We start from the raw sequence: 13,713 nt of genomic DNA, 5'->3' as shown, positions 1-13,713 counted from the left end.
CAAGGAGGATTTATCATGGAAAAAAGAAAAGCATTGTTGTTAGGAGATTATTCGTATCCGGAGTTTCACCCGCTGCAAGGGGTGGACGAAGAGATTAGCCATATTTTACAGGATTGGATGACGGTACAATGCAGTGAAAATCGTAAAATGCTGCTCAAGGAAAATCTAGCCTCATTCGATCTATGCATCTCGTATTGTGATAGCCGTAAGGAGGTTCTGTCTCCTCAACAAACAGCAGGACTGCTGTCCTATGTTAGCGGCGGAGGTGGACTGCTTGTGCTGCATAACGGAATCACATTGCAAGGACGTTATGAAATAGCACAGCTCATGGGAGCACGCTTCCTGCGGCATCCGGCAGCGGAGCAGCTTTCCTTCAAGGTAACAGAGCCGGATCATCCGATTATGGAAGGAATCGAACCGTTCGAGATGCAAGAGGAGCCATATCGTTTTGATTTTGATCCATTCACTGAAAAAACACTACTGATGGAATACGAGTATGAAGGTCAGTGGTGGCCGGCTGCATGGTCACTGTCCTATGGCTTGGGTCGGGTCGTCTACCTGATGCCTGGACATAATCAGCCAAGTTTCCAGCACGAGAGATACCGTAAGCTGCTGCTTCAGGCTGCTAAGTGGGCTGGACGCTTTCCGGGTTAAACATAGATCATTCCATTCATTGAGGAAGGGGAGCTGCGAGCTTTATGCAGCTCCCCTTTTCAGGTTATACTAGTAGGTAATCACAGGTAGGGGAGGATATATTATGAGCGATTTGTTCAAAAAAGCCATCTCATTGGGGTGGGGCCTCACCGTTGTCAGCAAAGAAAAGGTGGAGAAAGCCGTCGAGGATCTTGTAAACCGCGGAGAACTTGCGCCTTCGGAATCCAAAGCACTGGTCGATCGTCTGATCGAACGAGGGGCAGAGGAACAGGGACAATTCAAAACAGTGATCCGCGAACAGGTTAGCCGCATTTTGCAGGAGCTGGAAGTACCTACCGAAAATGATGTCACAAGTTTGGAGCAGCGTGTGGCATTGTTGGAAAAACAGGTAGCGGAGCTGGAAAAAGAAAAGGCGGCGCTTACGGGTTCGAGCGACGCTGAAGAAGCGAACCGGCTGGATTAAAATGGCGGTTCGTATGAAGCACGCCGGTCGTTACCGGGAAATTGCCATGGCGCTGGCGCGTCATGGCTTTGGCTATATGGTGGAAGAAATGGGACTGTTCCAGCTACTGTCACTGCCTCGCAAGTGGCTGACGAGAGAAACTCCCGAGTCCAAAACGTTAGGTGAACGGATTCGACTTGTGCTGGAGGATCTGGGGCCTGCATTCATCAAGCTTGGACAGTTGGCAAGCACACGTGCTGACCTGCTGCCGGAGCCTATTATCCGTGAGCTGGTTAAGCTTCAGGATCAGGTACCGCCGTTTTCATCTGAAACGGCGCGTGGCATTCTGGAGCAGGAGCTGGACACGTCATTAGAGGACATACTGGTTCGTTTTGACGATGTTCCGCTGGCCGCTGCTTCGATCGGGCAAGTGCATTTGGGCAAGCTGCACAGCGGCGAAATGGTCGCCATTAAAATCCAGCGTCCTGGCGTTAATCGCATCATTCGGCGAGATTTGGACATTTTGCGGGAACTGACCGCAATGGCAGCCAAGCGCTGGGAATGGGTAGAGCGGTATCAGCTTCGCCAGATGGTAGAGGAGCTGGGGAGATCGCTCATTCAGGAGTTGGATTACAACCACGAAGCCCGTAATACAGAGAAGATTGCGCTCCAATTTGAGCAGGACCCACATATCTATATTCCGAAAATATACTGGGATCATACCTCTTCCCGTATACTGACCATGGAGTTTCTAGACGGAACTCACTTGGGTAGTCGTGAAGAGCTATTACGCCGTGGATATAACTTGAAAGAACTGGCGCAGCGGCTGGTGAACAGCATGTTGCATCAAATTTTTATAGAGGGATTTTTTCATGCCGATCCCCATCCGGGGAATTTACTCGTTCTGAAAAATGGTAGTCTCGCTTATTTGGACTTTGGCATGACGGGAAGGCTGAGCGAAGAGATGAAGAATCATCTCGCTTCCCTCATTATTGCCCTGATGCGCAAAAATACCGATGCCATGGTTCGGTCTATCGCACGTTTGGGGCTGGTCGAACCGGATACCAACCTGAATGCGCTACGTGCCGATCTGGACAAGATACGCGAAGATTACTCAGACGTTCCTTTTTCACAGGTCAGTATTGGTGATGCTTTGAACGACCTGTTTGGCGCAGCGCAGCGCCATCGGATTGGTTTGCCGTCGGACGTCCTGTTGCTAGGCAAGGCGTTGCTGACACTGGAGGGGGTCGTGGAGCATCTGGACCCTGATCTCAGTATTATCGCTTTGGCTGAGCCCTTTGGTAACAGGCTGCTGAAGGAACGCTTCAGCGGTCGTCGTATCCGAGGCAAGCTGCTCGGCGGTGCGACTGAGCTGGTGGAAGCGCTGATGGAACTGCCAGGACAGGCGAGGCATTTAGCCTCGATTATCGGCAAGGGCAAGCTTAAGCTGGAGGTTACTGTGCCGGAGCTGGAAATGCTTCTGCGCAGGCTGGATCAGATCAGCAACCGCCTGTCATTCAGTATCGTGCTGTTAGCGTTCAGCATTATTATGGTCGGACTGATTATCGGTTCATCGCTGAATCATCAGGCGACCATGCTGTGGAATGTACCTGCTATTGAAATCGGCTTTGTTGTCGCTCTCTTAATGGTTGCCTTTTTACTGTATTCCATTTTTAAATCGGGAAGGTTTTAGATACCGACCAGAAAGGAGAGTTATGGATACTCATAAGATGAACACTGCCCTAATGGATGGTCTCCAAATTGCAGAGGTGCCTTGGCACCGCCTGACTACTCCTTATGGTAGAGGCACGGAGTTGCCGCAATTGATATCCAATGGGGAGTACGCAGCCATTGCTGATCTGATAGAGCATCAAGGCACACTGTGGCAGGTTACGCCGTGGGTGTTACTCTTCTTATTGCGTAATTTGCATACGAGAAATTCGGATGATATCACGCCGAGTGAGTTGGAACTGTACCATGCGGTTGTTGGAGCATTGGACATGGAAAATGCACAAGAGGATTCACAGAAGTCTGTTGAATCCCTAACCATGCTGCTGGACGAAAAATATCTATGGTCAGCAGACAGCGATCCAGAAGAAGATGAACTGGAATGGGAAGAGGAAGAAGCACGTGGTTATGATCCGGTAGCTTTTTGGAGTTATTATGACTATAGCTATCGATTATTGAAGCAAGCACTGCCTGACTTTGAGAGTTTACTCCAGCACCATGCAGACTCTGAGATTGCTGAAGCCCTATCGGAGCTTGTGCAGGAATTGCGAAAATTTTAAATATAAGAAAACGAATTAAACAAGCTATGAACGGAAACTAATCTTTTGCTAAGGAGTGATTTTAGTGGCAAAAAAATTAACGGATATACATCGAATACGTCTCTTAAATCTCCTTCGTGATATTGGGTTTGAACCATCAAAAGTTACTATAGAAAATAAACAGGGGGAAACTGAGGTTATTGATTTAGAGTCCCCGTTACCGAAAGGGTTGCAAGCTGTTTTAAATTCCCGAGGCAGCCTAAGTAAGGAGCAATTACTTGAGATCGAAGAGAGTGTTAAACAATCCAGAGAGGATTGGGATTAGATGGGGTATTTATTTGATACGAATGCAGCTATTGCCCTTCATAGACTTGACTCATCTTTGGATAGAGTAATACGACAAGCTGAGAAAGACAAAGAGAATATTTTCTTTTCTGTTATAACTCAGTCCGAGTTTATAGCCGGGTTGCCCACTGATACTGACTTAGATTCAATACCTTTTCTTGGCGGGGAATTTATCGCAGTTAATTCAGACATCGCAATTAAAGCGGGGCGTATCAGAAGAGAACAAAAAGATAAGTTTGCAAGAAAGCTCAAGACTCCAGATGCATTGATTCTTGCGACAGCTATTATAAACCAATTGGTACTGGTTACGGCGGATCAAGATCTACAGTTCGCGGAGTCTGAGTATGAAGTTAAGGTGATCAACTTTAGCAGGTTAGAATCTTAGGAATTGCAAAAAATTTAAATATAAGAAAACGAATAAGATGAAGTAAATGAACGATATTCCAAGGGAATAGATGATTTCTTTCTGTAAACAGCCTTTTAACTCATTCGTCTCTGCGAACCCCTTACGTTATAATGATGGACTAAATGTAACGGACCGGGTCGTTTGAGAGAGACGAACTGAATGATAGGAGAGCCTTGGCGATTGGCAGCTGGACGGATGCCCGAAACCACACGGGTTGCGAGTCAACACGCTACTCTCTGTAAATATAGGAGGCTGGAACGAGACAGTATGAATCTTAGACAACAATGGTTCGGTAATATCCGGGCCGATATACTTGCGGGCATGACCGTGGCGCTAGCACTAATTCCCGAGGCGATTGCCTTCTCGATCATTGCGGGGGTCAATCCCATGGTCGGACTGTACGCCTCCATCTCGATGGCCATTGTCATCTCTTTTGCAGGTGGACGTCCGGCGATGATCTCGGCAGCAACCGGGGCCGTAGCTGTACTGGTCGTTGGTCTGGTGAAGGATCATGGCGTGGAATATCTGTTTGCAGCTACCATTTTGGCAGGAATTATTCAAGTGCTGCTGGGTGTTTTGAAAATAGGTCGCTTTATAAGCTTTATTTCACAGCCAGTCATGACCGGGTTTGTGAATGCGTTGGCGATCCTCGTCTTTATGGCTCAGCTTACTCATTTTCATGGAGCCAATTGGATCATGTACGCGATGGTAGCAGGTACGCTGCTCATTGTGTATATATTACCGAGATTTGTGAAAAGCATCCCCGCTCCATTGACGGCAATCATCATCATGACGATCATTACGTATATATTTGGATTGAATGTGAAAACGGTAGGAGATATCGGGACGCTGACCAGTTCGCTGCCTTCATTCCACTTGCCGCAAATTGAGTGGTCGTGGCATACTTTGCGGATCTTGCTGCCGTATTCCTTTACGATGGCACTGGTTGGACTGCTGGAATCGCTGCTGACAGCCAGCATTTTGGATGAAATGACCGAAACGAAAAGCAATAAAAACCGGGAAGCCCGTGGGCAAGGGATTGCCAACTTTGTAAATGGCTTTTTTGGGGGTATGGGTGGCTGTGCCATGATCGGACAATCCGTCATTAATGTCAGCTCAGGTGGAAGAGGGCGTTTGTCCACTTTTACGGCAGGAGTATTCTTGGCCTTTCTGCTGCTCGTACTTGGTGGAGTTGTGAAGGAAGTACCCATGGGCGCATTAGTGGGAGTTATGTTCATGGTGTGTATTGGAACTGTGGATTGGAAATCGCTGCGAAACATTGCCAAGGTTCCCAAAGCAGATACGTTGATTATGGTGGTCACGGTGATCATCGTGGTGGCTACGCATGATTTGTCCAAGGGCGTAATCGTGGGCGTACTGCTAAGTGCTCTGCATTTTGGCTGGAAAATGGCTAAAATCCGTATCAGTACGACTGAGGATCATGAAGAAAAGGTGTACCATGTCAGGGGGCCGATGTTTTTCGCGTCAACGTCTCATTTTGTTGATCATTTTGAACCTTCGGATGACCCGGACCGCGTTGTAGTGGACTTTAGCCATTCGCATGTTTGGGATCACTCGGCGGTTACTGCTATTGGCAAGGTGCTTCAAAAATACAGAAACTCAGGTAAAACTATTACCCTACAAGGGTTAAATGAGGAAAGCCGTTTAATTGTAGAGAAGCTCGGCGGTCCTGTAGTTACAGAGCCACTCGTGTGATGAATCGTATAGCATAAATCAAAGCTTGAAATGAAATTTATTCATTTCAAGCTTTTTTATTTATTTCTGAAATAAAACAACACTTTTCTTTCCTAAACCATAGATAAATATGACAAATTTTCATCAAAGTATTGACGTAATAATTGGGCAGGAATACAATCATTGTTATTAAGCAAAGCAAATACATAGGAATAATTGAAAATTGAAAGGTATGCACATATGAACTTAGACTGGGACTTTATTGTAGAGAGCTTGCCGCTATATGGAGAAGCCATGTGGCTGACGTTGAAGATCGCCTTTTTTGCTATTCTGTTTTCACTAGTCGTCGGTTTGCTATGCAGTATAGTACTGTATTACAAGGTGAAGGGAATTAGCGGCATCATTGTTGCCTATATTGAGCTTTCCCGAAATACGCCGCTGCTTGTTCAGTTATATTTTCTGTATTACGGGTTTACGAAAATAGGTCTGCATATGAGCGAAATGACGTGTGCCATTGTGGGCATGACCTTTTTGGGCGGGGGTTATATGGCTGAGGCGTTCCGTGGTGGAATCGAAGCCGTAAGTAAAACGCAAACGGAATCCGGGCTGAGTCTCGGACTGTCCAAGATACAACTGGCGAGATATGTTATTTTGCCACAGGCTTTTACCATCAGTGTTCCGTCTCTGGGAGCGAATGCGATTTTTCTACTCAAGGAGACCTCCATTGTTGGCGCCATTGCTTTATTAGATTTGATGAATGTGGCAAAAGACCTAATCGGTATGTACTACAAAACGACAGAATCGCTAATTCTGCTGGTATTGGCATATCTCGTCCTGCTTTTACCTTTGTCGATACTGCTGACTTGGGTGGAAAGGAAGGTGCGATATGCTGAATTCGGGGATTAATGTGCTCTTTGAAGGTTCCAATTTCGAGCGTCTATTAGGGGGATTACTCGTTACGCTGGAGATTGCGTTACTTTCCATTATTATCGGTACTCTATTAGGCATTCTGATGGGATTGCTGCGCACCTTACAATCAAGACCGATTCGGTTTGTGCTGAGATTATATTTGGAGACATTCCGCATTATTCCGATTTTGGTGTGGTTGTATGTTGTATATTTTGGATTTACGCCTTTGTTAAATGTGAATATCAGCGGAGAATTGACAGCAATTATCGTATTCAGCCTGTGGGGAGCAGCCGAGATTGGTGACCTTGTTCGGGGTGCATTGGAATCACTGCCCAAGCATCAGGTGGAATCCGGGCAGGCACTGGGACTGACATATGGGCAGTTATACCGCCATGTACTCATTCCCCAGGCGGTGCGCCGAATGCTTCCCGGTTCTATTAATTTGGCGACACGGATGATCAAAACCACTTCATTAGTAGTGCTGATCGGTGTAGTAGAAGTGGTCAAGGTCGGACAGCAGATTATTGAGCTTGGTGTAATCAAAGCGCCCTCGGCATCCTTTTGGGTGTATGGCTTTATTTTCATATTATATTTTCTCGTATGCTATACGTTATCCAGACTTTCCAAAAGATTTGAACGCAGATGGCAAAATTAGCAGGATGGGGTGGGTGTCATGGGAGAGGCTGTGGAGGTTTTACTCGAAATTCGAGGGCTGCACAAAAGCTTCGAAGACCGAAAAGTATTACAACAGATTAATCTGGACGTAACGAAAGGGGAAGTCGTGGTCGTTCTCGGTCCTTCGGGATGTGGAAAAAGCACACTCCTCCGATGTCTCAATGGTCTGGAACCAGTTCAGAGCGGAGATATCCGTTATAGAGGGCAAGACCTGACGGACAAGAAAGTGAATTGGCGTGAGGTGCGTCAGCATATCGGAATGGTGTTCCAGAACTACGAGCTGTTTCCGCATATGACGGTCTTAGAAAATATATTGCTCGGCCCGCTTAAAGTTCAGCGGAGAAATAAGCAGGAGGCACTTGAGCAAGCGGAGCAGCTATTGGAGCGAGTGGGTCTGCTGGATCGCAAAGATGCGTATCCGAGACAATTATCAGGTGGGCAAAAGCAACGGATTGCGATTGTGCGCGCCCTGTGTATGAATCCGGAAATTATGCTCTTTGATGAAGTCACCGCATCCTTGGACCCGGAAATGGTCAGAGAGGTGCTGGATGTCATGCGAGAGCTGGCCCAACAGGGCATGACCATGATTATCGTGACGCATGAAATGGGATTTGCCAAGTCGGTAGGAGATCGTATCGTTTTTATGGATCAAGGACAGATATGCGAAATGACTACGCCGCAGCAATTTTTTACCCAACCGGAAACAGAGCGTGCCCAGCACTTTCTGGATATATTTCAGTACGAAACGATATGAGCATTTTGCATCAATTCCATGAGCGACTTCCAATCACAATATAGAGATCGACATGTTTCTATTGGTCTCTATATTGCACCCAGAAGCGAAAGAAACCGAATGATGCAAAATGCTGACAAACAGGGGGAGGAATACAGATGAGAAAAGGAATGAAGTTCACGACGTTATTACTGGCTTTGAGCTTGCTGCTTGTTGGTTTGGTGGGATGTGCAGGGGCTGGTAATACCAACGGTAGTTCAGGCTCGGCTAAATTTGCTTCGATTGAGGATATTAAAAAGAATGGCAAGATTCGAATCGGTGTATTTGCAGATAAGCCGCCTTTTGGCTACGTGGATTCGGAAGGGAAAAATCAAGGCTTTGACGTCTATATTGCGAAGCGGTTTGCCAAAGATCTCTTGGGTGACGAGTCCAAGGTGGAATTTGTTCTGGTGGATGCTGCCAGCCGGGTTGCCTATTTGGAATCCAACAAGGTAGATATCATCATGGCTAACTTTACGGTGACCGATGAGCGTAAAGAAAAAGTTGATTTTGCCAATCCGTATATGAAATTATCCTTTGGCATTGTGTCACCTGATAGTGCTCCAATCACCACGATTGACCAATTGAAGGGTTCGGATCAAAAGCTGATTGTCGCAAAAGGAACGACGGCTGAAACCTATTTTACGAAAAATTATCCTGACATCAAGCTGCTCAAATTCGATCAATACACAGAGATTTTCTCAGCCCTCAAAGACAAACGCGGCGTTGCCATTGCCAACGATAATACAGAGCTGATCGCCTGGGCAAAGGCCAACCCCGGCTTTACCGTAACCATCCCGGCCTTTGGTGGTCAAGATACGATTGCACCCGCAGTAGCAAAGGGAAATAAGGAGTTGTTAGACTGGATCAACAATGAGTTGGCAACGTTGGGTAAGGAAAATTTTGTCCATCAAGCCTACAAGGACACACTGACCTCCGTTTATGGAGAAGGCTTTACAGATCAATTGGTCGTAGAGGGCGGCAAAGTGGATTAATCATCATATAAGGTACTTATTAAGCATAAAGAAGCGTTGGGCTTGCTGTCCCAACGCTTCTTTAATATGGGGAAAAGAGGGCTTTAGCAACCTTTTATTTCGTCATGGAAATGCCCTCTTGGCTAATAGTAATCCTCATTCTCATATTATAGTCTCACTGTCTCTCCATTTCATCTTCGGGGATGTATTCTATAATATCAGCAAGAGTAATAGTCCTTGAAAATCTTCGTTGATGGGCAATTCTGTTCAAAGCATCAAGTATATGGACAAGTGTTTCTAATTCAAGTCTTTTGGTTTTGCCATTTACCATATCTATTACAGTAGCCGGACGTATTTTTGCTTCTACGGCTAGTTTATTTCGGGAAATATCAAGTTCTTCTAAAATATCGCCAAGTTTAAAATGATATCTCTCATGAACATTCATGATGGAAAATACTCCTTTATCAGTATAGATTCTAGTCACACGTACTCTGAAATAATGATAACAATTATGCTAAATAACAAGGGAAAAAATATCCCTGCCAGGGGCAGAGATATAAGATGCAGCGGACTATTCTGTGAATGTATCAGTGTTTCTCTGATTCATTCTCAGGTATATATTCGAGAACATCATGTAGGGTTAATGGACGACCAGAGAGCCGAATCAGTGTTTCCATCACGGTATTAAATGTTTTAAATTCGATTCGCTTGGATGTATTGTTACACATCTCATAGATGGTATTAGGTCTGATTTTTGCCTCACGAGCGAGAGCATTTTTAGTAATCCCGATTTCTCGAAGTAATTCTTCAAGTTTAAAAATAATTCCCATACATACACCTCATTATAAAATAACCACAAAGGTTAATCTTGAAAAGTTATAAAATTTACAAATCTAATCTTTAGTAAAGACCGATTTAATAGATGTGAAGGGAGCTAATCTAAATGAACAAAGGTAATTTTGAAAAAGTAAGTGTCATTCTTGGTCCCTGTGATCTTCCGCATATGTATGAGCTTTTTGAGGGCTATCTAATCAAGGACCGTTACGTCATGATGATCGACAATAGCGTGCTTACTCTTCGACATGTAAAAAAGGAAAGACATCATTCGCATCTATATTTTGATGGCGATACAGGCGGCATCACTCTTGCCAGATATGTACAACGTGAGGACATAGATGTGATTACCGAGTTAGTCGAACGGTTGCGCAACATGGATGCATTAAGTTTTCTTACAGACGAGTTGTTATGTAACACATGTCGAGAAGATATAGACTTTGATTTAGTTCGGAATAAAGGACTATGAAAAAATGGCGAACATAAATTCAGCTTCGAATTTTTGTTCTCGTCTTATTTATATAATGTAACACAGAAGCGTAAAAGGGTGAAATGAACACTGCCGTAATAAAGGTACATATTTCCCCAAATGCTTTTGCATCCTAGTAGATTTAATTATATGCAATAAATATAGCGCCAGGCGGATTTCGAACCGTTCTGGCGCTTTTATTTTTAGAACTGTATGAGCCAAACTCATATATTCTTTTTATATCATGTGCAATTTGCTATTGAAGCAGTTGGACGAGATTTTCCCTGCGCTTGGCAAGCCTGCTCCCGAGGCTTACTCCTGCTAAGCTACATTGATTTTCATTATAGTCGTTCAGCATTAACAGCGACATTTAGTTCCATAATAGACTCCAACGCTCAGGAAGACTGTTCCTGAACGTTGTTTTGTACTTAGGACTATGTCTCTAGCAAGATCTTTCCTGTCTCAGAAAGGTCATATCCCTGAATGGCTCCCAGTTCCCGCCGGAAGCTGTCCGAATGAAGAATCTGCAATATAAGATCAATCCATTCCTGTCGCTCTGGTGTGCGCAGCATGACGATATCGTACTGCTCCTGAATGAGTGGAATAAACTGCACGGACCCCACAATACTGGCGGCCTTCTCGATTCCGATACCAACATCGGCTTCGCCGGAGGCGACCTTGCCTGCTACAGCCATATGATGCGTCGATTCGTCTTCATATCCGAGCAAGGCAGTGCGGTCTATGTGATGAAGACGAAGCTGCTCGTCGAGCAGGATGCGCGCGCCGGAGCCCTTCTCGCGATTCGCCAAACGCAGCCCCGGAAGCGCCAAGTCCTTCCAGCCCTGCAAACCATAAGGATTCCCTGTCTGGACATACAGCCCTGCTTGCCGGGATAACAGACGGATGACGAGGTACGAGAAGCCGTTCAGAATTTTGCGAATATAAGGCAAATTATACTCACCGCTGTCGCCGTCCCACAGATGCGTACTGACGATGTCTGCTTTGCCCTGGTACATAGAGATGAGACTGTCCAGACTACCCCCATATGAGCGGAGCGGGCGAATGGACGTCTGTTGGCTCTCAAGATGCTTGACGAGAATGTCGAGGCTGATATCCTGGCCAGTAATGACTGCTGTACTGGAATTCTGCGTCGAACCGCCGGATAGCGAATGCGGCGGGATCATCATGGATATGGGTGGGGGTGATGGGTCGTGCTTCAGCAGTTGGCTTTTGGAGCGCTGCTTGTAAGCTTCGAGATCACTGGCATCCACCCGCATTTGCTTACCTACCCGGTACGAGGGGATCTCTCCTTTTTTGATCAGATCATAGACGGTCAGCTTGGATATCTTCAGTAGCTTGGCTATTTCCTCAGTCGTATAGGATACAGGAGAATTCATAGTAGACCTCCATTAATAACAGTATGATTGAAATGTATCAATTTCTGTGATGTATCATGCACAGTGTCTCATATATTGTACACCAAATCATCTGGCATAACAGAGGCTGGCGAAAAAGTCAGGAACATCAAGCTTCTAAACAGGCATAAGTGATACTTGCCAACTGCTCTTTGGTGGTTTACAAGGATTACCTTCATAGCTATAATGAGATATGAATTTATACTAGTTATATCTAATTATAACTAAACATGATTGAACGGGGGATGGAATTTGAGAAGAATCAAGTCTACGATTGGAAGTCTAGTAGCTATATGGGCACTAGTGGTGTTAGTTGCTTGCGGTTCCCAGAGTGCTGCGCCCGCAGCTCCTGTAGAGCCGGCGGCAACAGCAGCACAAACAACAACGGAGAATACAGCAGGCACGAAGGCACCGGACCAGCAACAGGTGGAGTTGACGATCTCTGCAGCGGCAAGCCTGACGGACGCCCTGAATGAGATTAAGACCGGATATGAGCGGGAGCACCCGAATGTGAAGCTGAACTTTAACTTCGGCGCCTCCGGTGCACTTCAGCGTCAGATTGAGCAAGGAGCGCCCGCAGACGTCTTTATCTCTGCCTCTACCTCCAGCATGAAGGCGCTTGAGGGAAAAGCCCTTGTCAAGAAGAGCAGCACGTTGCTCGCGAATGATCTGGTATTAGTCGTTCCTGCTAAGGATGGAGTGGCGCTCAAGAAACTGGATGACCTGAAGGGACAAGACATCAAGACAGTCGCGATTGGCATTCCTGACAGTGTGCCTGCGGGGAAATATGCACAGGAAGCGTTAACGAATCAAAAGCTGTGGAGTGAATTGGAGCCGAAGCTGGTACAAGCCAAGGATGTGCGACAGGTGCTGCAGTACGTAGCAACAGGTAACGCGGATGCGGGCTTCGTATACAAGACGGATGCACTTTCCACGAAGGATACAAGCATTGCGTTAACAGTGGACTCCAAGCTTCATTCTCCGATTACCTATCCGCTCGGTTTGGTAGCTGCCACAAGTCATGAGGAGGATGCACGTCAATTCTACGATTATTTGCAAACCGAGTCTGCGCTCCAGGTGATGGAAAAGTACGGCTTCCGTAAGGCGGAATAGTTGTTGACTGCTGTGAATTGGGCGGAATTTTGGCCTCCGGTACAGCTATCCCTGCAGGTCGCTTCTCTGTCCTGTGTGATCGTGCTGGTCCTAGGAGTACTGGCGGCCCGCTGGATAAGGCGAAGCCGCATACGTGGTAAGCTGGTGCTGGAGACCATTTTCATGCTTCCATTGGTGCTGCCTCCGACGGTAGTCGGGTTCCTGCTCCTGGTCATTCTGGGACGTCGAAGCTGGTTAGGACAATGGATCGAATGGCTGTTCCACGCGTCAGTCATCTTCTCCTGGTGGGCGGCGGTGCTGGCGTCTATCGTGGTGGCATTCCCGCTCGTCTATCAGACAATGAAGACGGCATTCGATGCGGTGGACCGTTCACTGGAGGACTCGGCCAGATCGGCAGGGGCTGGCGAATGGCAGATGTTTCGCTACATTACGCTGCCGCTGTCCTATCCTTCACTGCTGACTGCCGCGATACTGGGCTTCGCACGGTCGCTTGGCGAGTTTGGAGCGACGCTGATGATTGCCGGGAACATTCCGAATAAGACGCAGACGGTACCTACGGCGATCTATGTAGCTGTCGATGCAGGGAATCAGACGATGGCCTGGGCGTGGACGATTGCCATTGTCTTAATTTCATTTATTATGCTGCTTGTTGCGAGAAGGAAGACTTGAGCAAATGAAGCGTAATGATGTGTGTAATGCAGGCAATGAAAGCAGTAAAGTTAATATAGCCTAGAGGAAGTAAA

Annotated in this window: 17 protein-coding genes; 14 read left to right on the top strand and 3 right to left on the bottom strand. The window is 46.4% G+C overall.

Features of this window, described 5'->3' with window-relative positions:
• Positions 1-15 precede the first annotated feature (15 nt).
• The 11 genes from MHH57_RS23525 (at position 16) to MHH57_RS23475 (ending at position 9,160) form a co-directional block, all read left to right on the top strand.
• On the top strand, positions 16-654 hold the full coding sequence (locus MHH57_RS23525) for a ThuA domain-containing protein (RefSeq protein ID WP_069010060.1): 639 nt from the start codon (positions 16-18) through the stop codon (positions 652-654).
• Between the two features lie 103 nt (positions 655-757).
• Positions 758-1,117, top strand: coding sequence for a phasin family protein (locus MHH57_RS23520; protein ID WP_013312404.1), 360 nt, complete (start codon positions 758-760; stop codon positions 1,115-1,117).
• 1 nt (position 1,118) lies between these two features.
• Entirely contained in the window at positions 1,119-2,789 is a 1,671-nt protein-coding gene (locus MHH57_RS23515) for an AarF/ABC1/UbiB kinase family protein (RefSeq protein ID WP_069010059.1), read from the top strand.
• A gap of 22 nt (positions 2,790-2,811) precedes the next feature.
• Positions 2,812-3,384 carry a hypothetical protein gene (locus MHH57_RS23510; protein WP_029518579.1) on the top strand — a complete coding sequence of 191 codons (573 nt, stop codon included), beginning with the start codon at positions 2,812-2,814 and terminating at the stop codon, positions 3,382-3,384.
• A 64-nt stretch (positions 3,385-3,448) separates the two neighbouring features.
• Complete coding sequence (locus MHH57_RS23505; protein ID WP_226002551.1) at positions 3,449-3,688, top strand: hypothetical protein; 240 nt, start codon at positions 3,449-3,451, stop codon at positions 3,686-3,688.
• Positions 3,689-4,093, top strand: coding sequence for a PIN domain-containing protein (locus MHH57_RS23500; protein WP_250260217.1), 405 nt, complete (start codon positions 3,689-3,691; stop codon positions 4,091-4,093).
• 288 nt (positions 4,094-4,381) lie between these two features.
• Entirely contained in the window at positions 4,382-5,830 is a 1,449-nt protein-coding gene (locus tag MHH57_RS23495; protein WP_340886665.1) for a SulP family inorganic anion transporter, read from the top strand.
• Between the two features lie 219 nt (positions 5,831-6,049).
• On the top strand, positions 6,050-6,715 hold the full coding sequence (locus tag MHH57_RS23490; RefSeq protein ID WP_029518576.1) for an amino acid ABC transporter permease: 666 nt from the start codon (positions 6,050-6,052) through the stop codon (positions 6,713-6,715).
• Positions 6,696-7,373 carry an amino acid ABC transporter permease gene (locus MHH57_RS23485; RefSeq protein WP_342434595.1) on the top strand — a complete coding sequence of 226 codons (678 nt, stop codon included), beginning with the start codon at positions 6,696-6,698 and terminating at the stop codon, positions 7,371-7,373. The genes MHH57_RS23490 and MHH57_RS23485 overlap by 20 nt, the downstream gene beginning before the upstream one ends.
• 18 nt (positions 7,374-7,391) lie before the next feature.
• Positions 7,392-8,147 carry an amino acid ABC transporter ATP-binding protein gene (locus tag MHH57_RS23480; RefSeq protein ID WP_029518574.1) on the top strand — a complete coding sequence of 252 codons (756 nt, stop codon included), beginning with the start codon at positions 7,392-7,394 and terminating at the stop codon, positions 8,145-8,147.
• 137 nt (positions 8,148-8,284) lie between these two features.
• A complete protein-coding gene (locus MHH57_RS23475) occupies positions 8,285-9,160 on the top strand; it encodes a cysteine ABC transporter substrate-binding protein (RefSeq protein WP_029518573.1) in 876 nt (291 codons plus the stop codon).
• Between the two features lie 154 nt (positions 9,161-9,314).
• On the opposite strand, the gene MHH57_RS23470 is transcribed toward MHH57_RS23475, so the two are convergent.
• Together MHH57_RS23470 and MHH57_RS23465 are read right to left on the bottom strand one after the other, a co-directional pair.
• Entirely contained in the window at positions 9,315-9,584 is a 270-nt protein-coding gene (locus MHH57_RS23470; protein WP_039271640.1) for a helix-turn-helix transcriptional regulator, read from the bottom strand.
• Between the two features lie 142 nt (positions 9,585-9,726).
• Positions 9,727-9,969 carry a helix-turn-helix transcriptional regulator gene (locus MHH57_RS23465; protein WP_318627955.1) on the bottom strand — a complete coding sequence of 81 codons (243 nt, stop codon included), beginning with the start codon at positions 9,967-9,969 and terminating at the stop codon, positions 9,727-9,729.
• Between the two features lie 113 nt (positions 9,970-10,082).
• Between MHH57_RS23465 and MHH57_RS23460 the strand changes: the two genes are divergently transcribed.
• Positions 10,083-10,442: a hypothetical protein gene (locus tag MHH57_RS23460; protein WP_318627954.1), complete on the top strand. Its 360-nt coding sequence runs from the start codon at positions 10,083-10,085 to the stop codon at positions 10,440-10,442.
• Between the two features lie 434 nt (positions 10,443-10,876).
• Here MHH57_RS23460 and MHH57_RS23455 read toward each other — a convergent pair whose 3' ends face one another.
• Positions 10,877-11,839, bottom strand: coding sequence for a helix-turn-helix transcriptional regulator (locus MHH57_RS23455; protein WP_342434594.1), 963 nt, complete (start codon positions 11,837-11,839; stop codon positions 10,877-10,879).
• A gap of 270 nt (positions 11,840-12,109) precedes the next feature.
• Between MHH57_RS23455 and modA the strand changes: the two genes are divergently transcribed.
• Positions 12,110-12,970 carry a molybdate ABC transporter substrate-binding protein gene (modA, locus tag MHH57_RS23450; protein WP_029518568.1) on the top strand — a complete coding sequence of 287 codons (861 nt, stop codon included), beginning with the start codon at positions 12,110-12,112 and terminating at the stop codon, positions 12,968-12,970.
• A gap of 3 nt (positions 12,971-12,973) precedes the next feature.
• Positions 12,974-13,639: a molybdate ABC transporter permease subunit gene (modB, locus tag MHH57_RS23445; RefSeq protein ID WP_029518567.1), complete on the top strand. Its 666-nt coding sequence runs from the start codon at positions 12,974-12,976 to the stop codon at positions 13,637-13,639.
• The last annotated feature ends 74 nt before the right edge of the window (positions 13,640-13,713 follow it).

The organism is Paenibacillus sp. FSL H7-0442, assembly GCF_038593105.1.
Taxonomy (GTDB): Bacteria; Bacillota; Bacilli; order Paenibacillales; family Paenibacillaceae; genus Paenibacillus; species Paenibacillus polymyxa_D.
The sequence above is the reverse complement of the archived record's forward strand: the minus strand, read 5'-3'. Positions and strand labels throughout refer to the sequence as shown.

What these genes read in the sequence shown, in the direction of transcription:
- MHH57_RS23470 (WP_039271640.1), bottom strand. Translation starts at nt 9,584, where the DNA reads ATGAATGTTCATGAGAGATATCATTTTAAACTTGGCGATATTTTAGAA.
- MHH57_RS23455 (WP_342434594.1), bottom strand. Translation starts at nt 11,839, where the DNA reads ATGAATTCTCCTGTATCCTATACGACTGAGGAAATAGCCAAGCTACTG.
- MHH57_RS23495 (WP_340886665.1), top strand. Translation starts at nt 4,382, where the DNA reads ATGAATCTTAGACAACAATGGTTCGGTAATATCCGGGCCGATATACTT.
- MHH57_RS23520 (WP_013312404.1), top strand. Translation starts at nt 758, where the DNA reads ATGAGCGATTTGTTCAAAAAAGCCATCTCATTGGGGTGGGGCCTCACC.
- MHH57_RS23525 (WP_069010060.1), top strand. Translation starts at nt 16, where the DNA reads ATGGAAAAAAGAAAAGCATTGTTGTTAGGAGATTATTCGTATCCGGAG.
- MHH57_RS23490 (WP_029518576.1), top strand. Translation starts at nt 6,050, where the DNA reads ATGAACTTAGACTGGGACTTTATTGTAGAGAGCTTGCCGCTATATGGA.
- MHH57_RS23475 (WP_029518573.1), top strand. Translation starts at nt 8,285, where the DNA reads ATGAGAAAAGGAATGAAGTTCACGACGTTATTACTGGCTTTGAGCTTG.
- MHH57_RS23510 (WP_029518579.1), top strand. Translation starts at nt 2,812, where the DNA reads ATGGATACTCATAAGATGAACACTGCCCTAATGGATGGTCTCCAAATT.
- MHH57_RS23480 (WP_029518574.1), top strand. Translation starts at nt 7,392, where the DNA reads ATGGGAGAGGCTGTGGAGGTTTTACTCGAAATTCGAGGGCTGCACAAA.
- MHH57_RS23465 (WP_318627955.1), bottom strand. Translation starts at nt 9,969, where the DNA reads ATGGGAATTATTTTTAAACTTGAAGAATTACTTCGAGAAATCGGGATT.
- MHH57_RS23515 (WP_069010059.1), top strand. Translation starts at nt 1,119, where the DNA reads ATGGCGGTTCGTATGAAGCACGCCGGTCGTTACCGGGAAATTGCCATG.
- MHH57_RS23460 (WP_318627954.1), top strand. Translation starts at nt 10,083, where the DNA reads ATGAACAAAGGTAATTTTGAAAAAGTAAGTGTCATTCTTGGTCCCTGT.
- MHH57_RS23485 (WP_342434595.1), top strand. Translation starts at nt 6,696, where the DNA reads ATGCTGAATTCGGGGATTAATGTGCTCTTTGAAGGTTCCAATTTCGAG.
- MHH57_RS23500 (WP_250260217.1), top strand. Translation starts at nt 3,689, where the DNA reads ATGGGGTATTTATTTGATACGAATGCAGCTATTGCCCTTCATAGACTT.